The 18,771-nt window shown below is 69.6% G+C and carries 22 protein-coding genes; 16 read left to right on the top strand and 6 right to left on the bottom strand.

Features of this window, described 5'->3' with window-relative positions:
* Positions 1–2: 2 nt before the first annotated feature.
* Genes hisH through ASD84_RS01285 form a run of 4 tightly spaced genes read left to right on the top strand, consistent with a single transcriptional unit; the run spans position 3 to position 2,498 of the window.
* Complete coding sequence (gene hisH / locus ASD84_RS01300; protein WP_056710501.1) at positions 3–647, top strand: imidazole glycerol phosphate synthase subunit HisH; 645 nt, start codon at positions 3–5, stop codon at positions 645–647.
* Entirely contained in the window at positions 644–1,381 is a 738-nt protein-coding gene (gene priA, locus ASD84_RS01295; protein WP_056705967.1) for a bifunctional 1-(5-phosphoribosyl)-5-((5-phosphoribosylamino)methylideneamino)imidazole-4-carboxamide isomerase/phosphoribosylanthranilate isomerase PriA, read from the top strand. The genes hisH and priA overlap by 4 nt, the downstream gene beginning before the upstream one ends.
* Positions 1,378–2,154, top strand: a complete 777-nt coding sequence (hisF, locus tag ASD84_RS01290) for an imidazole glycerol phosphate synthase subunit HisF (RefSeq protein WP_056705965.1) — start codon at positions 1,378–1,380, stop codon at positions 2,152–2,154. Before priA ends, hisF begins: the two co-directional genes overlap by 4 nt.
* Before the next feature lie 17 nt (positions 2,155–2,171).
* Positions 2,172–2,498: a hypothetical protein gene (locus ASD84_RS01285; protein WP_056705961.1), complete on the top strand. Its 327-nt coding sequence runs from the start codon at positions 2,172–2,174 to the stop codon at positions 2,496–2,498.
* Here the strand turns inward: ASD84_RS01285 and ASD84_RS01280 are convergent.
* The 4 genes from ASD84_RS01280 to ASD84_RS01270 all read right to left on the bottom strand — a co-directional run bounded on the left by ASD84_RS01280 (position 2,495) and on the right by ASD84_RS01270 (position 6,771).
* Positions 2,495–4,726, bottom strand: a complete 2,232-nt coding sequence (locus ASD84_RS01280; RefSeq protein WP_056705958.1) for a hypothetical protein — start codon at positions 4,724–4,726, stop codon at positions 2,495–2,497. The genes ASD84_RS01285 and ASD84_RS01280 overlap by 4 nt on opposite strands.
* Before the next feature lie 25 nt (positions 4,727–4,751).
* Complete coding sequence (locus ASD84_RS24945; protein ID WP_156391520.1) at positions 4,752–4,952, bottom strand: hypothetical protein; 201 nt, start codon at positions 4,950–4,952, stop codon at positions 4,752–4,754.
* A 317-nt stretch (positions 4,953–5,269) separates the two neighbouring features.
* Positions 5,270–5,863 (bottom strand): PKD domain-containing protein, encoded by a 594-nt coding sequence (locus ASD84_RS01275; RefSeq protein ID WP_056705955.1) that lies wholly within the window; start codon positions 5,861–5,863, stop codon positions 5,270–5,272.
* 194 nt (positions 5,864–6,057) lie between these two features.
* Positions 6,058–6,771, bottom strand: a complete 714-nt coding sequence (locus ASD84_RS01270; RefSeq protein ID WP_156391519.1) for a DUF6318 family protein — start codon at positions 6,769–6,771, stop codon at positions 6,058–6,060.
* A gap of 55 nt (positions 6,772–6,826) precedes the next feature.
* Here ASD84_RS01270 and ASD84_RS01265 point away from each other — a divergent pair, with 55 nt between their 5' ends.
* Positions 6,827–7,927: a hypothetical protein gene (locus ASD84_RS01265; protein WP_056705951.1), complete on the top strand. Its 1,101-nt coding sequence runs from the start codon at positions 6,827–6,829 to the stop codon at positions 7,925–7,927.
* Positions 7,928–7,931: 4 nt separating this feature from the next.
* On the opposite strand, the gene ASD84_RS01260 is transcribed toward ASD84_RS01265, so the two are convergent.
* Positions 7,932–8,297 (bottom strand): MmcQ/YjbR family DNA-binding protein, encoded by a 366-nt coding sequence (locus ASD84_RS01260; protein WP_156391518.1) that lies wholly within the window; start codon positions 8,295–8,297, stop codon positions 7,932–7,934.
* 135 nt (positions 8,298–8,432) lie between these two features.
* Here ASD84_RS01260 and ASD84_RS01255 point away from each other — a divergent pair, with 135 nt between their 5' ends.
* From ASD84_RS01255 to ASD84_RS01230, 6 genes are read left to right on the top strand one after another with little or no spacing between them, the layout of a single operon-like run.
* Positions 8,433–10,211 carry an ABC transporter ATP-binding protein gene (locus ASD84_RS01255; RefSeq protein ID WP_056705948.1) on the top strand — a complete coding sequence of 593 codons (1,779 nt, stop codon included), beginning with the start codon at positions 8,433–8,435 and terminating at the stop codon, positions 10,209–10,211.
* Positions 10,208–12,052 carry an ABC transporter ATP-binding protein gene (locus ASD84_RS01250; protein ID WP_056705945.1) on the top strand — a complete coding sequence of 615 codons (1,845 nt, stop codon included), beginning with the start codon at positions 10,208–10,210 and terminating at the stop codon, positions 12,050–12,052. Before ASD84_RS01255 ends, ASD84_RS01250 begins: the two co-directional genes overlap by 4 nt.
* On the top strand, positions 12,049–12,402 hold the full coding sequence (hisI, locus tag ASD84_RS01245; RefSeq protein ID WP_056705942.1) for a phosphoribosyl-AMP cyclohydrolase: 354 nt from the start codon (positions 12,049–12,051) through the stop codon (positions 12,400–12,402). Before ASD84_RS01250 ends, hisI begins: the two co-directional genes overlap by 4 nt.
* Positions 12,395–13,000 (top strand): Trp biosynthesis-associated membrane protein, encoded by a 606-nt coding sequence (locus ASD84_RS01240; protein WP_056705938.1) that lies wholly within the window; start codon positions 12,395–12,397, stop codon positions 12,998–13,000. Before hisI ends, ASD84_RS01240 begins: the two co-directional genes overlap by 8 nt.
* 50 nt (positions 13,001–13,050) lie before the next feature.
* Positions 13,051–13,251, top strand: a complete 201-nt coding sequence (locus ASD84_RS01235) for an HGxxPAAW family protein (protein WP_056705935.1) — start codon at positions 13,051–13,053, stop codon at positions 13,249–13,251.
* A gap of 4 nt (positions 13,252–13,255) precedes the next feature.
* On the top strand, positions 13,256–13,693 hold the full coding sequence (locus ASD84_RS01230) for a DUF2752 domain-containing protein (protein ID WP_056914020.1): 438 nt from the start codon (positions 13,256–13,258) through the stop codon (positions 13,691–13,693).
* Positions 13,694–13,711: 18 nt separating this feature from the next.
* Here ASD84_RS01230 and ASD84_RS01225 read toward each other — a convergent pair whose 3' ends face one another.
* Positions 13,712–14,122, bottom strand: a complete 411-nt coding sequence (locus ASD84_RS01225) for a DUF4190 domain-containing protein (RefSeq protein WP_056705929.1) — start codon at positions 14,120–14,122, stop codon at positions 13,712–13,714.
* 128 nt (positions 14,123–14,250) lie between these two features.
* Between ASD84_RS01225 and trpC the strand changes: the two genes are divergently transcribed.
* The 5 genes from trpC to lgt are packed head-to-tail and all read left to right on the top strand — an operon-like array spanning position 14,251 to position 18,668.
* Complete coding sequence (gene trpC, locus ASD84_RS01220; protein ID WP_056705926.1) at positions 14,251–15,072, top strand: indole-3-glycerol phosphate synthase TrpC; 822 nt, start codon at positions 14,251–14,253, stop codon at positions 15,070–15,072.
* Positions 15,069–16,283, top strand: coding sequence for a tryptophan synthase subunit beta (trpB, locus tag ASD84_RS01215; RefSeq protein WP_056705923.1), 1,215 nt, complete (start codon positions 15,069–15,071; stop codon positions 16,281–16,283). The genes trpC and trpB overlap by 4 nt, the downstream gene beginning before the upstream one ends.
* Positions 16,280–17,089: a tryptophan synthase subunit alpha gene (gene trpA, locus ASD84_RS01210; protein WP_056705921.1), complete on the top strand. Its 810-nt coding sequence runs from the start codon at positions 16,280–16,282 to the stop codon at positions 17,087–17,089. Before trpB ends, trpA begins: the two co-directional genes overlap by 4 nt.
* Positions 17,082–17,690 (top strand): SCO family protein, encoded by a 609-nt coding sequence (locus ASD84_RS01205; protein ID WP_056705916.1) that lies wholly within the window; start codon positions 17,082–17,084, stop codon positions 17,688–17,690. Before trpA ends, ASD84_RS01205 begins: the two co-directional genes overlap by 8 nt.
* Positions 17,691–17,699: 9 nt before the next feature.
* Positions 17,700–18,668, top strand: a complete 969-nt coding sequence (lgt, locus tag ASD84_RS01200) for a prolipoprotein diacylglyceryl transferase (protein ID WP_235530921.1) — start codon at positions 17,700–17,702, stop codon at positions 18,666–18,668.
* Positions 18,669–18,771 lie beyond the last annotated feature (103 nt).

Below are 18,771 nucleotides of genomic sequence, written 5' to 3'. Positions count from 1 at the left end.
CCCTGGGCAAACCGTCGGTCGTCGTCCTCGATTACGGGTCCGGGAACCTGCGTTCCGCCGTGCGTGCGATCGAGCGTGCCGGCGCGGACGTGACGCTGACCGCGGACGTGGACGCTGCGCTCGCGGCCGACGGCTTGTTGGTGCCCGGAGTCGGTGCGTACGAGGCGTGCATGCGCGGGCTCCGGGCCATCCGGGGCGAGCGGATCATCGGCCAGCGGCTGTCGGGTGGCCGGCCGGTGCTGGGGATCTGTGTGGGCATGCAGATCCTCTTCGCCCGCGGCATCGAGCACGGCGTCGAGACGGAGGGCTGCGGTGAGTGGCCCGGCGTCGTCGAGCGACTGCAGGCGCCGATCGTCCCGCACATGGGCTGGAACACCGTCGACGTCGCCGACGGAACCCGGCTGTTCGCGGGAATCGAGGACGAGCGCTTCTACTTCGTGCACTCCTACGGGGTGCGGAAGTGGACGCTGGAGACCAACGACCGCACGCCCGACAGCCACCAGCCTCGGGTGACCTGGGCTGAGCACGGTGGAGATCGATTCGTTGCGGCCGTCGAGAACGGACCGCTCTGCGCCACGCAGTTCCACCCGGAGAAGTCGGGGGACGCGGGGGCACAACTACTGAGGAACTGGGTGACATCGCTGTGAGCAGGTACCTGGAAATGCTTCCCGCCGTCGACATCAAGGGCGGCCAGGCCGTTCAGCTGGTGCAGGGCATCGACGGATCGGAGAAGGCCTTCGGTGACCCGGTCCAGGCCGCGCTGCGCTGGCAGGAAGCCGGTGCCGAGTGGATTCACCTCGTCGACCTCGACGCCGCCTTCGGCCACGGCAACAACCGCGAGCTGCAGGCCGCGATCGTCGGCAAGCTCGACATCAAGGTCGAGATGAGCGGTGGCATCCGCGACGACGAGTCCCTGGAGGCCGCGATGGCCACCGGATGCCGGCGCGTCAACATCGGCACGGCTGCGCTGGAGCAGCCGGAGTGGTGCGCACGCGCCATCGCGACGTACGGCGACCGGGTGGCCATCGGCCTCGACGTCCGCGGTACGACGCTGGCCGCCCGCGGGTGGACGCAGGAGGGTGGCGACCTCTACGAGACGCTCGCCCGACTCGACTCCGAGGGCTGTGCCCGCTACGTCGTCACCGACGTCAACAAGGACGGCATGTTGCAGGGCCCCAACCTGCAGCTGCTCAAGGACGTGTGCGCGGCGACCGACAAGCCGGTCGTCGCCTCGGGTGGCGTCACCACGCTCGAGGACATCGCCGCCTTGATGCAGCTGGTGCCGATCGGGGTCGAGGGTGCCATTGCCGGTACCGCGCTCTACACCGGTCAGTTCACCCTCGAGGACGCGCTCGCGCTGACCCGGGGTGGCCTGGTATGACCCTGGCCGTTCGCGTGATCCCGTGTCTGGACGTGGACGCGGGGCGAGTGGTCAAGGGCGTCAACTTCCAGGAGCTGCGCGACGCGGGCGACCCCGTCGAGCTCGCCCGGTTGTACGACGCGGAGGGCGCCGACGAGCTGACCTTCCTCGACATCTCGGCGTCCCACGAGGGCCGCGCCACGACGATGGAGATCGTCTCGGCGACCGCTGAGCAGGTCTTCATCCCCCTCACCGTCGGTGGGGGAGTGTCCTCGGTCGAGGACGTCGATCGGCTGCTGCGTGCCGGTGCCGACAAGATCGCGGTCAACACCGCCGCCATCCAGCGACCGCAGCTGATCGAGGAGATCGCGCAGCGCTTCGGGAACCAGGTGCTGGTGCTCTCGGTGGATGCCCGCCGGGTCCTCGCCGGCGCCGACAGCCGTACCGACTCGGGCTTCGAGGTGACCACCCACGGCGGCCGCAAGTCGGCTGGACTGGATGCCATCGAGTGGGCCGTCCGGGCAGCCGAGCTGGGCGCAGGCGAGATCCTGCTCAACGCCATGGACGCCGACGGCACCACCGACGGCTTCGACCTCGACCTGATCCGCAGGGTCAGGGCCGAGGTGTCCATCCCGGTCATCGCATCCGGCGGCGCCGGGGCCGTCGAACACTTCGCTCCTGCGGTCGAGGCCGGCGCCGACGCCGTGCTCGCCGCCACCGTCTTCCACTTCGGCACGCTGCGCATCGCCGACGTCAAGGGTGCGCTCGCCGAGGCGGGTGTACCGGTCCGCTGAACGGGCAGGGACCAGCCATGACGTACGAGACGTATGAACCTGTCGCGGGTCCTGCAGCGGGTGCCGAGCCGGGACCCTGGCGAGTCGCCATCGAGTACTCCAACAAGGGACAGGCCAAGCCGCCGACGATCGTGCAGATCGGCAGCACGGAGTTCGTCAACCATGCTGACGCCCTGGCCACCGCACGCCGCACAGCTTTCGAGTACGACCCGCCCGACCCGTGGTCCCCGCAGGGCCGCGACGTCTTCCGCGACGGCCCCAACGGGTTCCTCGTGGTCATCCAGGGCGCGACCGCGACCTTCCACATGAGCGTGCGGCTCGTGGAGCACCTCGGCAAGGTCTAGGCAATTGGTGTGCTGAGGAGCTCGGCCAGGTTCTCGAGGACGTACACCCCCGGTCCGCTGGCGCTCGCCATCGTGACGACCAGCCGGTCTCCCCAGAGGGCGACCTCGCCAGGAGACATCGATCGCGACGCCGGGATCGGTACCTGCGTCCAGCGGGTGCCGTTCGCGGACAGCCAGACGACCGGCTGGGACCGGCTCCTGTCGTGCGCCATCCCCGCCGCGGCGAACCCGCCCGGCACCGACACGACCTCACCAACGTTGTCACCTGCGACGCCGATGTCGTGCCGGGTGAAGGTGGTGCCGTCGGAGGTGCTCCAGAACTGCTGGGTGAGCTCCCACCCCTTGACGAGGGTGACATCGCCGGTCGTCGCGCACGACTCCAGCGCCACGGCGTCCGGACCGAGCCCGGTCAGCGACAACCTCGTCCACTTCTTCCCGTCGAGCCGGAAGGCGACGGGGCGACTGGAGGTCTTCGCGTCCTGGACGCCGCCGACTGCAAGCAGATCCCCGTCCGGGAGGCTGCAGACGTGTTTGATCCACGAGTCACTGCGTTGGTCGACGTCGAACGGCCCGCGCTCGCGCTTCCATGTACGACCGTCCCGGGACGTCCACAAGGCGCCGTAGGCGTGACCCAGCCAGGTGTTCGCCGCGTCACGCCCCGCGATCACCCAGCGGCCGCCCACGTACGCCACTGAGTTCAGGTACGAGACTCGCGGTGCGGCGAGGCCATTGACCGGCTCCCATGTGGCGCCGGGCCGCTTGCGCCAACCCACCAGTTCGAGTCGCGGGCCGTCGAAGCTGTACACGCGTCGTTCCCCGACCACGACCTGGGTTCCGTCGGGAGCAGTGGCGGCGGACAGGTCGGCGAGTCCGGTGGCGGCGCGTGGCGTCAGCGTCGCGCCCCGGAGGGTGCCGTCGATGACCGAGTACGCGGCCAGCTTGTGTGATCGGTACCAGTCGTTGTCGGTCCCGGTCACCTCCATCACGGTCCGGCCACCGACCGCCTGGACGGTTTCTCCGTCCACCCGCATCGACGTCCACCACGAGACGGGGGCCACCGACGTAGTCGTCCTCGACACGCGGAACCGCCACCCGCGTGCCGTGCGTGTCTGTCGGCCCACCTGGAGCCGCCCGTCCTCCGAGCGAGCGACGAGGAGGCTGTCGCCGTCACGGGCAAGGACGGCGGACGTCCCGGGGTAGCGCCACTGGTCGGCAGGTGGACCGAACGACTCCCACTCGCCGCGAACGGTCCGCCGGACGATGGCCGTCTCGAGACGGTTGCTGTCGGCGACAGCGGCGTAGACACCCGAGTCGTCGACGACCGGCGCACCGAGGTCCGTGGACCAACCGGCAGTGGGCTGGTGGGGCACCTTCTCCCGTACCCACGTGCGGCCGTCGGCCGACGCCCAGGCAGCAGCGCGGCGCGCGTCACCAACCAGGTGAGCGCCCGTCGCGACGAGGCCGGATGCAGTGACAACCACGCCCGAGACGGAATTCTCGACCCCGGGGAGCTTCCCTGCTGCGGCCCAGGTGCTGCCGCCGTCGTTCGAGACGTAGGGAACCACGACGTCGCCGGCGCTCTCGTTACGGGCTGTGACCAGCACGACCACTGAGCTGCCGAGGGTGGCCGCCCCGCCGACGTCGTACGACGTCAGGTGCTCGCCTGAGGGGAGCACGCGGATGTCGCCGGTCGTCAGGTCGACCGCCACGATCTGCTCCAGCGAACTGCCGATCGCGACGGGTGCGCCGGCGCCGTTGTCGACGACCGTGTGGAGGTAGACGTCCTGGTCGACCAGCTCTTCGGGAACCGCAATCGGCTCCCATGATCGGCGATCCCTCGAGCGTTGCACGAACGAGGTCTGTTGGCCGCGCTCCCACGTCCAGCCGACGGCGAAGGTGTCCTCGCCGACCACGCTGAGGTTGCCGACCCACGACTCGGCGGCATCGACGTCCAATGGCAGAGGAGTGCCCTTCTTCAGCGACGAGCGGTCCCAGATCACGGCCCGGTTCGGCTCGCCCGGATTCGCAACTGATCCTGCGAGCAGGGCGGGTAGCCCGTCGTGCGAGCTCAGGACGGCGCGGACGTCCCAGACCGGCTCGTCCGGATTCGCGGCGTCATCGATGCTGATGTCCGTCCACAGGGGCGCCGCCGCGGCGACCTGCTGATGCTCGTTCCTGTCGTTCGCGTCCGTGTTGCTGCAAGCGGTCAGGAGGAGGGCGAGTGCCACGCAGGTGACGAGGTGTCGTCGGCGACTAGAAGCCATTGCTGCCTCGTCCCGCGAGGTCGCCGAGCGGGGTGGTCGGCGATCCGGGCGCAGCAGGACTGTCGTGCACTGGTTGGTCGGCCGGGGGAGTACGGCGATCGGGTGCTGCTGTGTCGGAACCGGCGCACGCGCTCAGCGAGATGCTGAGAGCGATGCAGAGGATCCCGAAACGGGTTCCGATGGTTTTCATGGAGGCCCTTCCTCTGGTGGCTGGTGAGGAAGAGCGTTGAGCCTGGATCACCTGCTCGCAACCGAGGAGAAGGGCGCCTGTGGACAAGGTCTGGTTGTCCACAGGCGGACGCCTCGCTGGTTGTTGATCCTCGACCTGAGAAGGGAGAATGCGGCGCAGATAGGGCGGTTTCGGACGTTCGGACCAGCAAGATGCTGGTCGAGGTGCATGAGCGACACGCCGTTCGCGCGTTCACCCGGGCGTCGAGCGTGTCCCGGTCGACCATCGCTTCGAACGGTGTGTCGGTCGTGCAGGACCGGCCGCCTCGGTCTGGCGGCCTAGTAGCCGACGAGCTTCGGCTGCGCTTCGATGGCGCGCAGGCTCTCCGGAGCACCCTCGATCGTGACCGTGCCCGGGACGTCCTGCCACGCGCCGGTCCCGACGCGGTAGCGGCCGGAGTAGGTCGTGTCGAGGCTGGCCGAGTAGGTGCCCGTCCGGAGGTAGTTGTGGGTGATCGTGAGGGCCGGGTACGCCGCCCCGGGCTCGGTAGTTGCGAGCGCCTCGCCGTCGCCGAAGCCCCAGCGGTACTCGCTGGGCGTCGCTTCGATCGTGACGCGCTGGCCGAGCAGGGTGACGACGCGCGTCACGGGATCGGTCCCCGTCGTGTAGAAGTTCGTGTCGAAGTTGACCAGGGTCAGCCCGTCGGGAGGCTGGATCACCAGCGGGGACGCAGGCCAGTCGAGTCGGCGCATCGCCTCGAGGACTTGGCCGGGGGTGATGACTCCAGCACCGTTCGCCTCCGCTTCTCCGATGCAACGACGACCGGACGGCTCGCCGTTGACCGTGACGCTGTAGAAGATGCCGGGCTTTCCGGCAGCGGTCGTGCACGCCAGGTTGCGCCCACACACAGGGCCGACCTTGACCGCGCACATCGGGTAGAGGGTGACTGTCGGTCCCTGCGCCCCAGTTGCGGTAGGCAGCGCAGCGCTTCCAGCGTTGGAACAAGTCGCAGTGATCTCGAGGAAGGTCGCCGAGCTCTGGCACGCAGCGCTCGCGGGGCTTGGATTCGCAAGGACGATGCTCGAGGCGGCGAGGATCAGCCCACGAATGGATGCGACGCGGCGGATCACCTTTTGTCCTCGTACTCCCCGACGATCCAAGCACCGTCGACTTCGACGATGTACAGGACAAGTTCGTAGCGCCCACCGGGAAGGGTCTCTTCTTCGGCACCTTTCGATTCGACGTACTTGGTCGGCGCTCCCTCAAGTGTCACCGTCCACTGGTCGCCACCATCGTGCTTCGCCGCGATGACCTTCGATCCCGCGCTCGTGATGGAGCCGGAGTTCGCGTAGATCTCGTCGATCTGTGCTGCGTAGTCACGACACGACTTGCAATCAGGCCCAGCCAGCGCAAGGAATGCTTTCGTCTCGCCGGTCTCCTGCATCCGGTTGCCGAGCGTCACCCACCGCCGAATGAACTGCCGTGCCGTCTCACCCTCGGGCGCCACGGTCAGGGGATCAACGGTGGGCGCGGTCGTGCTCGGCGTCTCGACCGTCCCCGACGGCGTCCAGGTGGACATCGGATCGGCCGGGTCGTTGCCTCCGTCGCACGCGGACAGCGTGAGCGTGGCGAAGAGCGCCAGCGAGGCAGCGGTACGAGGCTTGCGCAAAGGGTCCTCCCGAGATGGAACGCGCCCGGACCAGGCGCGCAGTGACGCTATCCCGATCCGAATGCGCTCCGCCACCTCATCGAGGCAGCCTGTGGACGGGCACCGAGGTTCTCCACAGATCAGTCTGACCCCCTTGAGCAGAACATGGTCGTCGCCGTTCGATGAGGCCATGTCTCGGAACCCTTCACGCGCCGGCTTTCGGCGCCATCCTCGTATTGCTGACCAGATGACCCCGGACCTCCACGCATGCCTCAGCAAGCAGATCGATGCCGAGCGTGCTGGTGACCTGACTGCCGCCCTGGAGTGGCATCGCGCGGTGCCCATGTTCAGCCGCGGACGCCACCGGACCATGCTCGATCGGCTCACCGCAGCAGGAGAAGAGTTGCCCGAATGGGTGTGGGCGCGGTGGATTGCCTACCTCACGATGCGGTGTCAGGACGGTGCCGCCGGCGCAGTGATGCGAAGCGTCCTGACCGATGTGGTCAAGACCGCGCACGGTGACCTGCTGGACGCTTGCTACGACGACGGCGGTGACCCCATCAAGGTTGCCGGGACTGTCATGGGCGAGTCCTGGCTCTACCAGCAGATCGTGGTCCATGACGCGGGCGGTCTCGTCGAGTTCATCGATGAACACGTCACGGGACGCCTCGCCGAGCATGCCGACCTCGCGCGTTCGTGGGCAGGCGCCCGGATGTCGGGCTACGAAATGGGTCGCAGTCTCCCGGGTGCGCGATTGCAGGTCCGCGACGCTGGCCAGGACGACTGGACGGAGGTCCTCGACCTCGGTGCGCGCTCCTGTTCGGCGGACGGCTGGGTGCTCGGCCGGCTGGTGCCGAGCGGTCTCGCTGAGACGCCGATGTTCGACGTCCCACCGCTGGGCGTTCCCGCGGAAGTCGCCCACGCCGTTGCCGCAGCCGACAACTGGCGCGATCCGCTGGCCGACGCCCTTGAGGCAGGCACGCCGTCGAGGTGCTTCCTCCGCGAGGACTACGAGCTCTGCACCGACGTGCAGGAGCTGGACCTGATCCGGTTCGGCACCGCGACCGCCGACCTGGGACGGGTCATGGGCCAGCTACGGTCCGGCAGGGACGAGGGGAGCCGGGCGGCGTACCGAGTCCTGCACCGGGCACGCGACGGTGAGATCGATCCGACCGAGCAGGCGTACGTCGCCGCGGCCGCCCTCTTCCCTCGCGCTCTCGCGGACGCCCGTCGTCAGTTGGTGCGGCCGGGGGAGTACGACGTCTGGGCGGCCTGGGCGCAGCAGGCCGCGAGTCCCGCTCATGACCGGCTCCTGGTGTTGACAGAGGCAGCTCGCGCGGCGGCCTGATCCGTCAGGCGTCCCAGCCGTCCGGCCGGCGCGACTTCGGCAGCTTCGACACGACCATCAGGTAGGACTCATCGACGGCTTCGAGCAGCTCGTCGTCGGGGATCGCGCCCGCGAGCACCAGGTTGTTCCAGCCCGAGCGGCCGATGTAGGCCATCACGGATGCGTCGCCGGGGTAGCGCTGGAGCCACTCGTCGGCGACGTCGCGGGTTGCACCGGCCTTGACGCCGACGGAGTCGCGCCCGAGGAAGGCGAAGATCTTTGCCGGCTCGCCCTCGCCGACCTTGATCACCGGGAACTCGTGGTCCCACGGGTTGTCCGGCCAGGCCCCGGGCTTGGCCAGGCAGTACCGCTGCATCTCGTCAACGTCCACCTGCCAGACGCTACCGACCAGCAGCCGCCCGCGTCCCTTGTCCCCGGCGCGGAATAGTCTCCGACCCACCAGGGGTTGTGACTGGTTGCGCCTCGCAGTCTGCGAGGCGCGGGACGAGGCGGGGAGCAGGAGCGCGTGGCGACGGCGAGCAGCGGTGCGGGTACGACGTCAGCCGGCTTCGGCGTCCTGTGGGTCGCCATCAAGCGCGAACCCTGGATCTTCGCCCTCTCGACCGTCGGGAGCCTGCTGTTCGGTGCGCTGACCGTCGCCGATGCCTGGGTGCTCGGCTGGTCGACCGACCACGTGGTGCTGCCGGCTTTCCGCGACGGCGAGATCGGCGCCGGTCTGCTCTGGGCCGTGCTCGGACTCTTCGTCGGGGTGGCGATCCTGCGGGCGGTCGGCATCGTGGCGCGTCGTCTCGGCGCCGGCATCATGCAGTACCGCATGCAGGCGCACAGCCGCCGCGCCGTCACCCGGCAGTACCTCCGCCTCCCGCTCGCGTGGCACCAGAAGCACCCCACGGGGGAGCTGCTCTCCAATGCCAACTCGGACGTCGAGGCCGCGTGGGGCCCGATCGCACCGTTGCCGATGGCTGTCGGAACCGTCGCGATGATGGTGATCGCCGTCGCCCAGATGCTGCTCACTGATCTCGTGCTGGCCGTCATCGGACTGCTGGTGTTCCCGCTCGTCATCGGCACCAACATCGTCTACCAGCGACTCGCCCAGGGCTGGGCGACCCGTGCCCAGCAGCTGCGCGCCGAGCTGTCCGAGATCGCCCACGAGTCCTTCGATGGCGCCCTCGTCGTCAAGACGCTCGGCCGCGAACCCGAGGAGACCGAGCGCTTCCGGGCCAAGGCCCACGAGCTCCGCGAAGCCAACATCCGGGTCGGCCGGATCCGCGCCGCCTTCGACCCCACGCTTGCCGCGTTGCCGAACCTTGCGGTGCTCTTCGTGCTGGTCATCGGGGTGCACCGCGTCATCGGCGGATCGACCGGTGCGGGCGACGTGATCACCATCGCCTATCTGCTCACCGTGGTCTCCTTCCCGATCCGCTCGATCGGCTGGCTCCTGGGTGACTTCCCGCGCAGCGTGGTCGGCTACCGCCGCGTCGCGGCCGTGCTGAACGCCTCCGGCGCCATGGAGTACGGCGTCCGCTCGGCCCCGCTCGCCACGGGAGGCGCCCGACTCGAGGTCGAGCACGCCGCCTTCGGCTACACCGCCGACCGGCCGCTGCTGCGCGACCTCACCTTCGAGGTCGAGCCCGGCAGGACGGTGGCCCTCGTCGGAGCCACCGCGTCCGGCAAGAGCACCCTCACCACGCTGTTCGCCCGCCTCGTCGATGTCGACGCCGGCGCGATCCGCGTCGACGGCATCGACGTGCGCGAGTTCGAACCGGGCGGTCTCGCCAGGTTGCTCGCGGTCGTGCCGCAGCAGGCGTTCCTCTTCGACGACACGGTCCGCGGCAACGTGACGCTGGGCCTCGACGTGACCGACGACGCGGTCTGGGAGGCGCTGCGCACCGCTCAGGCGGACGGGTTCGTCGCGGCCCTGCCCGACGGGCTGGACGCGCGGCTGGGGGAGCGCGGGACGACTCTTTCCGGCGGACAGCGCCAGCGACTCGCGCTGGCCCGGGCCCTGGTGCGTCGGCCGCGCCTGATGGTGCTCGACGACGCGACCTCCGCGGTCGACCCGGAGGTCGAGGCCCGCATCCTCGCCGGCCTCGGTGGGGACGACACGACCCTGGTCGTGGTCGCCTACCGCAAGGCGACGATCGGGCTCGCCGACGACGTTCTGTTCCTGGCCGACGGTGCGATTGTCGACCGCGGCACGCACGACGAGCTCGTCGCCCGCAACGCCGACTATGCCCGCCTGGTCAATGCCTACGAGACCGAGTCGGCGGAGGTCGTGGGATGAGCACCACCGAGCGCGCACCCGAGCAGACCCACCTCAGCAGTGGCGAGGAGATCGGCGCCTGGGCGACGATCCGCCGCGGCATCCACCACTCGCCGGAGCTCAAGCAGGGCATCGGCTGGACGCTCACTCTCGCCGTCCTCGCCTCGGTCGGTCAGGTGATCGTGCCGATCGCGGTCCAGCAGACCATCGACAAGGGGCTGCGGGGACCCGGCGGTCCCGACCCGACGTTCACCACCTGGCTCGCGCTCGCCGCAGGCCTGGCGATCGTGGTGACCAGCTGGGCGTCGTACGCGATGACGGCCCGGCTCTTCTCCACGGCCGAGCGCGGCCTGGCCACGCTGCGGGTCAAGGCGTTCCGCCACGTCCACGACCTGCCGCTGCTCACCCAGAACACCGAGCGCCGCGGCTCACTGGTCTCCCGCGTCACCAGTGACGTCGACCAGGTCAGTCAGTTCCTGGTGTTCGGCGGACTTCTGTTCGTGGTGAGCATCGGCCAGATGCTGATCGCCACCGTCGTCATGATCGTCTACAGCTGGCAGCTCGCGCTGGTCGTGTGGATCTGCTTTGCGCCGCTCTTCTTGAGCCTGCGGTTCTTCCAGCGCAAGCTGGCCGCCGCCTACGGGACGGTACGACGCCAGGTCGGTGCGCTGCTCTCGGCGGTGTCGGAGCCGGTGGTCGGCGCCACGGTCGTGAAGTCGTACGCGATCGAGGCACGCACCCAGGAGCGGATCGACGTCGCTGTCGAGGCCCACAAGGCCGCCAGCACGCGGGCGCAGGGCTTCACGGCCTTCTCCTTCAGCCTGGGCGGCATCTCGGCCGGTTTCGCCAACGCGGCGGTGCTCGTCGTCGGTATCTGGCTGGGTCAGGGGTTCGCGTGGGGCGCGGGCATCACCGCCGGCGAGGTGCTGGCCTTCGCGTTCCTGGTCACGCTCTTCGTGGGCCCGGTCCAGATGGGCACCCAGATCCTGACGGACGCCCAGAACGCCATCGCCGGCTGGCGGCGGGTGATCGGCATCCTGGACACCCCGGCCGACCTCGTCGATGCCGGTCCGGACGGACAGTCGTTGCCGAGGGGCGCGATCGACGTTCGCTTCGAGCAGGTCGCCTTCTCGTACCCGGGCGGTGCCGAGGTGCTGACCGACATCGACCTGGTGGTGCCCGCGGGCCAACGGGTCGCGGTCGTGGGGGAGACCGGTTCCGGCAAGTCGACGATCGCCAAGCTGCTGACCCGGCTGATGGACCCCACCCGCGGGCAGGTGCTGCTCGACGGCATCGACCTGCGCCGGATCGCGGAGACCGCACTGCGCAGCAGCGTGGTGCTGGTGCCACAGGAGGGCTTCCTCTTCGACGACACGCTGGCAGCCAACGTCCGCTACGGACGCCTCGGTGCGACCACCGGCGACATCGTCGACGCCGCGGAAGCCATCGGCCTGGGCGACTGGCTCGCGGGCCTGCCCGACGGCGTCGAGACCCGCGTCGGCCAGCGTGGTGAGTCGCTGTCGGCGGGGGAGCGGCAGCTCGTCGCCCTGCTGCGTGCCCAGCTCGCCGACCCTGACCTGCTCGTCCTCGACGAGGCGACCAGCTCGGTGGACCCGGAGCTGGAGACGCGCATCGGCCGGGCGCTCGAGCGGCTGCTGAGTGGACGGACCTCGGTCACCATCGCGCACCGCCTGTCGACTGCCGAGGCGGCCGACGTCGTGGTGGTCGTCGACCGCGGCCGGATCGTCCAGCACGGGACCCATGCCGAGCTCGCGGCGCAGCCCGGCACGCCGTACGCCCGGCTCCATGCATCGTGGGTGCGGTCATCGGCAACGCGGGTGACCCCGATAATGGAACCGTGACCTCCCCCGACCCGGTACTGGACCCGGCCATCGCCGACCGCCTGAAGCGCACCGCGGACGGCCTGGTGCCCGCGATCGTGCAGCAGTACGACACCGGTGAGGTGTTGATGATGGCGTGGATGGACGACGAGGCGCTGCGCCGCACGCTCGCGACCGGGCGCGCGACGTACTGGAGCCGTTCGCGCAACGAGTACTGGGTGAAGGGCGAGACGTCCGGCAACCCGCAGCACGTGCACGAGGTGCGCCTCGACTGCGACGGCGACACACTGCTGCTCAAGGTCGACCAGGTGGGCGTCGCCTGCCACACCGGTGCCCGCACCTGCTTCGACGAGGGGTTGCTCGGTGCCTGAGCGCGACCTTCGCCGCACGTTCGGCCCCACGGTCCTGCTCGGCCTCGCCGGCAGCGGCTTCGCTGCCGTGGGAGGACACCGGGCGATGCTCACGGTGCCTGACGAGTTCCTCAAGACCGCGGGCCTGGTCGGCTTCACCGGTCAGGACGACAGCCTCGTCGAGTTCCCGCTCGCCGGTGCCCTGGCGCTGGTCGCCCTCGCCTGCTGGGGCGTGCTGCTGGTCACCCGTGGCGTCGTACGGCGCATCGTGGCCGGCCTCGCAGCGCTGGCAGCGGCCGGGATCCTGGTCGTGGTCGTCGTCGGGGGATTCGTCCAGGACGACGACGCCGCGGCCGATCTCGGCACCCGTCTCGGCCTGGGCGGTGCGACCGTGCCGCTCGAGCGGAGTCCGTGGCTGTGGGTGTGCCTGGCCTCCGCGCTCCTCGCCCTGGTGGCGGCCGTGGTCGCGGTTCGATCTGTCGGCTCGTGGCCCGAGATGGGCTCGCGCTACGACGCGCCAGGAACCGATCACGTGCCGGTCACAGGTGACCCCGAGGAACAGACGAACATCGATCTGTGGAAGTCACTGGACGAGGGCACCGACCCCACGGACAAGTGACCCCCTAGAATCATCGCGTTCCACCAGCAATCTTGAACGAGGAGCTCCACATGGCCGACGATCACGGCAACACCCCGGCAGCCTGGACTGCGGTCCTGGTCTCCCTCGTGGGCTTCACGATCGGTGCTGTGGGCATGTCCGTGACGCCGCTGAACTGGCCGCTCTTCTGGGTCGGCACCGTCATCGCGGTGGCGGCCCTGCCGCTCTTCTTCGTGCTGGTCAAGATGGGCCTGCACGAGTCGAGTCACTGAGCGCGTGACGCTCACGGCGCCTCCGGTTGCGGCCAGCGAGCAGGCTCGCTGGCGCAGGATGGTGCCGCCCGCCGTCGTTGTCGGCGGCATCGCTGCTGCTGCGGCGGCGCTGCACTTCCGCGATCCCCACGAGCAGGGATCGTGGGGCCTGTGCCCCCTCGCGGCGATGGGGATCCACTGCCCGGGATGCGGCGGGTTGCGGGCGGTCAACGACCTCGGCAACTTCCGGGTCGTCGACGCGGCCAGCAGCAACCTGCTGTTCGTCCTGTCGATCCCGGTGCTCGGCTACCTGTTCTGGCTCTGGACCTCCGGCCGCTGGACCGGTCGCGGCTGGCACCCCACGGATCGCTGGCTGCGCAACGCGGGCATCGCCCTGGCGCTGGCTGCGGTGGTCTTCACGGCCCTGCGCAACACGAACGCGGGGTCATGGCTCGCGCCATGACCCCGCGATCCGGGACTATCAGTAGTCGTACCCGAAGTTGAGCGTCAGGTTGAGGATCCAGTAGAGGACGCCCAGCACGATCCCGACGATGCCCATGATCAGGCCGGCCTGCGCCAGGCCGGCACCGGTCTTGGTGCCACCGGACTCGGCGATCTCCTTCTTGCCGAGGACACCGAGGACGATCGCGGCGATCGAGAACACGCCGCAGCCGCAGCACAGGATCCCGAGGATGCCGGTGACGAGCGAGATGATCGCCATGACGGAGTTGCTCGCGGGCTGCCCACCGCCGTAGCCGGGCTGGCCGTACGGCTGCGCGGGGCCGCCGTAGCCGCCACCGGCGGGACCGCCGTAGCCACCACCTGGGGGGCCGCCGTAGCCGCCACCGGGCGGGGGCGGGGGAGATCCGTAGGGCGGTTCGTTGTAGCTCACGTGGTCTGCCTTTCATGGGGTACGGCCGAGGATCGGGCTGTGTGTGGAACCCTAACGGCCGCGTGCCACACTCGACACACCCCTTTGGCGAGAGTCGTCAAAGGTTCCACCGACGTAACGGAGGCGACATGTCGGCCCCCCAGGCCTCCCAGCCCACGGTGCTCGACGGGATCGTCGCCGGAGTGCTCGAGGACCTCGCTGTCCGCCAGGCGTCCGTTCCGGAAGCAGACCTGCGCGCCGCCCTCGCAGATGTCGATGCACCGCGTGACCCGATGCCCCACCTGCGTGGCGCCGGGTCGAGCGTGATCGCCGAGGTCAAGCGCAAGAGCCCCAGCAAGGGCGACCTGGCCGAGATCGCCGATCCCGCCGCGCTGGCGCAGGAGTACGCCGCCGGCGGAGCCGCCGCGATCAGCGTGCTCACCGAGCAGCGGCGCTTCAACGGGAGCCTGGCCGACCTGCGGGCAGTCCGCGCCGCTGTCGACGTACCGCTGCTCCGCAAGGACTTCATCGTCACCGAGTACCAGCTGCTCGAGGCGCGCGCTGCCGGCGCCGACCTCGCACTGCTCATCGTGGCGTCCCTTCCGGGCGAGATGCTGTCCCGCCTCCACGGCTACGCCCGCGAGCTCGGTCTGACCGTGCTGGTCGAGGTGCACGACGAGGGCGAGGTGGCCCGGGCCGTTGACCTGGGAGCCGAGCTGATCGGCGTCAACGCCCGCAACCTCAAGACGCTCGCCGTCGACCCCGACACCTTCGGACGCCTCGCGCCGCTGGTGCCGGCCGATCGCGTGCTCGTGGCGGAGTCCGGCATCACCGGGCGCGATGACGTCCAGCGGTTCGTCGACGAAGGCGCCCGCGCGGTGCTCGTGGGCGAGGCGCTGGTGAAGAACGGTGCGCCGCGTGACGCGGTCGCTGGGATGACGGGCCTGCAGATGACGGGGATGGGTGGATGAGCACGTACGGCGCCGATGACTTCGGCTGGTTCGGGGGAGTGGGCGCCTTCGGCGGCCGCTTCATGCCGGAGGCACTGATCGCAGCACTCGACGAGCTGGACATCGCCTGGCAGAAGGCGATGGTCGACCCGGCCTTCGTCGCCGAGTTCGAGGGCCTGCTGCAGAACTACGCCGGCGTCCCGAGCATGTTGTACGACGCCCACCGGCTCTCCGAGCACGCGGGCGCCCGGATCCTGCTCAAGCGCGAGGACCTCAACCACACCGGCGCGCACAAGATCCGCAACGTCCTGGGCCAGGCCCTGCTGACCAAGCGGATGGGCAAGACGCGCGTCATCGCGGAGACCGGGGCGGGCCAGCACGGCGTCGCGTCGGCGACGGCCGCTGCGTACCTCGGCCTGGACTGCACGGTCTACATGGGTGAGGTCGACACCGAGCGCCAGGCGCTCAACGTCGCCCGGATGCAGCTGCTCGGTGCCGAGGTGATCCCGGTGAAGAGCGGCTCGCGCACGCTCAAGGACGCGATCAACGAGGCGCTGCGCGACTGGGTGGCCAGTGTCGACCACACCGCCTACCTGTTCGGGACAGCCGCGGGTCCGCACCCGTTCCCGAGCCTGGTGCTGTCGTTCGTGCGGGGCATCGGTGACGAGGCGCGCCAGCAGTGCCTGGACCTGACCGGGCGCCTGCCCGACGCGATCACGGCCTGTGTCGGGGGCGGATCCAATGCGATCGGCCTGTTCGCCGGATTCCTCGACGACGCCGACGTGGACATCTACGGCTTCGAGGCCGGGGGAGACGGTGTGGAGACCGGGCGGCACGCCGCGACGATCTTCGCCGGCTCCATCGGTGTGCTGCACGGTGCGCGCACCTTCGTCCTCCAGGACGAGGACGGCCAGACCATCGAGTCCCACTCGATCTCTGCCGGGCTGGACTACCCCGGGGTCGGGCCGCAGCACGCCGCGCTGGCCCAGGCCCGCCGGGCGACGTACCTCCCGGTGACCGATGCGGAGGCCATGGACGCCATGGCCCTGCTCGCCCGCACCGAGGGGATCATCCCGGCCATCGAGTCGGCGCACGCCGTGGCCGGCACGCTCAAGGTAGCGAAGGAACGCCAGGGCGAGACGTTGCTCATCAACCTGTCCGGTCGCGGCGACAAGGACATGGGCACCGCCCTCGAGTACTTCCACCTCGGCACCGCAGGAGCAGCGAAGTGACCAGCAGCAGTGCCGCCTTCGCCAAGGCGCGCGCCGAGAACCGGGCCGCCCTCGTCGGGTACCTCCCGGCCGGCTTTCCCGACGTCGACGGCAGCATCGCCGCGCTCAGGGCGATGGTCGATGCCGGGTGCGACGTCATCGAGATCGGCCTGCCGTACAGCGACCCGGTCATGGACGGCCCGACCATCCAGGCGGCCGCCCAGCAGGCCCTCGAGGGCGGCGTCCGGACCGCCGACGTGCTCCGCACGGTCGAGGCCGTGGCTGCGACGGGCACGCCCACCTTGGTGATGACCTACTGGAACCCGGTCGAGCGGTACGGCGTGGAACGCTTCGCGGCCGATCTCGCCAGCGCCGGCGGTGCCGGTCTGATCACTCCCGACCTGACGCCGGACTTCGCGCCCGAGTGGATCGCGGCCGCCGACCAGCACGACCTCGACAAGGTCTTCCTCGTCGCGCCGTCCTCGACCGACGAGCGGATCGCGATGACGACGGCTGCGTGTCGAGGGTTCGTCTACGCCACCGCTGTCATGGGCGTCACCGGTGCCCGTACGTCGACCAGTGACCTCGCCGGTCCACTGGTCAGCCGGACGAAGGCGACCACCACGCTTCCGGTCGGAGTCGGCCTCGGCGTCAGCAACGGCGCGCAGGCCGCTGAGGTGGCGTCGTACGCCGACGGGGTGATCGTGGGTTCGGCCTTCGTCCGGGCGTTGCTCGACAACGCGGGCGACCGTGCAGCCGGACTCGCAGCGCTGACCGCGCTCACCGAGGACCTCGCCGCGGGTGTGGCCGGGGGCGTGCGTGCGTAGGACGCTCCGCCTCGTCGCTCTCGTGACGCTGCTCGGCCTGCTGGGCACGGCCTGCAGCGCCGATCCTGAGGAGTTCACCGGGACCCGGCTCAAGAACCCGTACGCCGCTCCGGACATCGCGCTCACCGACACCAGCGGCCAGCCGTACTCGCTCGTCGACGACACCGACAAGCCACTCACGCTGGTCTTCTTCGGCTACACCAAGTGTCCTGACTTCTGTCCGATGGTGCTCAACAACATCGCCGCCGCGCTCAACCGGGTCGACGACGCCGATCGCGCGAAGGTCGACGTGGTCCTCGTGACCACTGATCCGGCTCGTGACAGCCCCGCCGTGATGCGCGAGTACCTCGACAACTTCAACAAGGACTTCATCGGCCTGACCGGCGACCTGGACACCATCATCGCCGTCGGCGACCCGATGGCCGTTTACGTCAACGACGGCAAGAAGCTGCCCACCGGGGGCTACGACCTCGGGGGACACTCGACGTTCACGCTCGCCGTCGACGGCGATGACGAAGCCATTGCACTGTGGAACCAGGAGACGTCGAGCACCGAGTTCGCCGCCGACATCCACACGCTGCTGAACCAGGACGAGGACTAGGACAACGACGTGCTGACCCAGCTGATCACCGCCACGATTCCGAGTCCCTCCAACGGGGTCTGGCACATCGGGCCGTTCCCGCTGCGCGGCTACGCGCTGTGCATCATCCTCGGCATCGTCGTGGCCATCTGGATCGGTGAGAAGCGCTGGGCGGCGCGCGGCGGAACCGTCGGGGAGATGCAGGACGTCGCCATCTGGGCCGTCCCCTTCGGCCTCGTCGGCGCCCGGCTCTACCACGTCGCGACCGACTGGAAGAACTACTTCGGCGAGGGCGGCGACCCGGTGTCGGCGCTCTACGTCTGGCATGGCGGACTCGGCATCTGGGGCGGCGTGGCGCTGGGCGCCGTCGGCGCCTGGATCGGGGCGCGGCGCAAGGGCATCAAGGTGCTGCCGATGCTCGACGCCCTCGCGCCCGGTGTCCTGGTCGCTCAGGCGATCGGTCGGTGGGGCAACTGGTTCAACCAGGAGCTCTACGGCAAGCCCACCGACCTGCCCTGGGGCCTGGAGATCGACAAGGCCCACTTCAGCAGCTCCTACGAGCAGCAGCTCTTCGACGCCGGCCAGCCGGTCCCGGACATGGCGACCTTCCACCCGACGTACCTCTACGAATGCATCTGGAACCTCGCCGCGTTCGCCCTGATCATCTGGCTCGAGCGTCGCTACCGCCTCGGCCACGGCCGCGTGATGGCCGTGTACGTCATGGCCTACACGGCGGGCCGGGGCTGGATCGAGTACCTCCGGATCGACGACGTCCAGCTCGACAACGTGCTCGGCCTGCGCTTCAACGTGTGGACCTCGATCGTGCTCTTCGTGGCGGCCGCGGCGTACTTCCTCTGGTCGTTGCGCCATCGCCCGGGGCGTGAGGAATCGGTGTACACCGACGGTCGGATCTCGGGGGTCGAGACTGACGTCTCAACGACCGAGAAGGCGGTCACGGATGATTCCGATGTGACGGACGAGGCATCCACCAGCGACTAACGATTGGGCAGGTGCGGTTCACACGGTGGTAATCTGGAGGCTCCGCCGCGTGGGCCAGTGACGTCCCTTGCGCCTCACCTTCTGTGGCCCCCTCATGTGGAGT

It is taken from the genome of Nocardioides sp. Root682 (genome assembly GCF_001427795.1).
In the GTDB taxonomy this organism is placed as follows: Bacteria; Actinomycetota; Actinomycetes; order Propionibacteriales; family Nocardioidaceae; genus Nocardioides.
The sequence above is the reverse complement of the archived record's forward strand: the minus strand, read 5'-3'. Positions and strand labels throughout refer to the sequence as shown.

Coding starts and splice junctions, on each gene's coding strand:
- ASD84_RS01250 (WP_056705945.1), top strand. CDS start 10,208: ATGAGCACCACCGAGCGCGCACCCGAGCAGACCCACCTCAGCAGTGGC.
- ASD84_RS01270 (WP_156391519.1), bottom strand. CDS start 6,771: ATGGCCTCATCGAACGGCGACGACCATGTTCTGCTCAAGGGGGTCAGA.
- ASD84_RS24945 (WP_156391520.1), bottom strand. CDS start 4,952: ATGAAAACCATCGGAACCCGTTTCGGGATCCTCTGCATCGCTCTCAGC.
- hisF (WP_056705965.1), top strand. CDS start 1,378: ATGACCCTGGCCGTTCGCGTGATCCCGTGTCTGGACGTGGACGCGGGG.
- ASD84_RS01285 (WP_056705961.1), top strand. CDS start 2,172: ATGACGTACGAGACGTATGAACCTGTCGCGGGTCCTGCAGCGGGTGCC.
- ASD84_RS01235 (WP_056705935.1), top strand. CDS start 13,051: ATGGCCGACGATCACGGCAACACCCCGGCAGCCTGGACTGCGGTCCTG.
- ASD84_RS01275 (WP_056705955.1), bottom strand. CDS start 5,863: ATGTGCGCGGTCAAGGTCGGCCCTGTGTGTGGGCGCAACCTGGCGTGC.
- trpB (WP_056705923.1), top strand. CDS start 15,069: ATGAGCACGTACGGCGCCGATGACTTCGGCTGGTTCGGGGGAGTGGGC.
- ASD84_RS01265 (WP_056705951.1), top strand. CDS start 6,827: ATGACCCCGGACCTCCACGCATGCCTCAGCAAGCAGATCGATGCCGAG.
- trpC (WP_056705926.1), top strand. CDS start 14,251: ATGTCGGCCCCCCAGGCCTCCCAGCCCACGGTGCTCGACGGGATCGTC.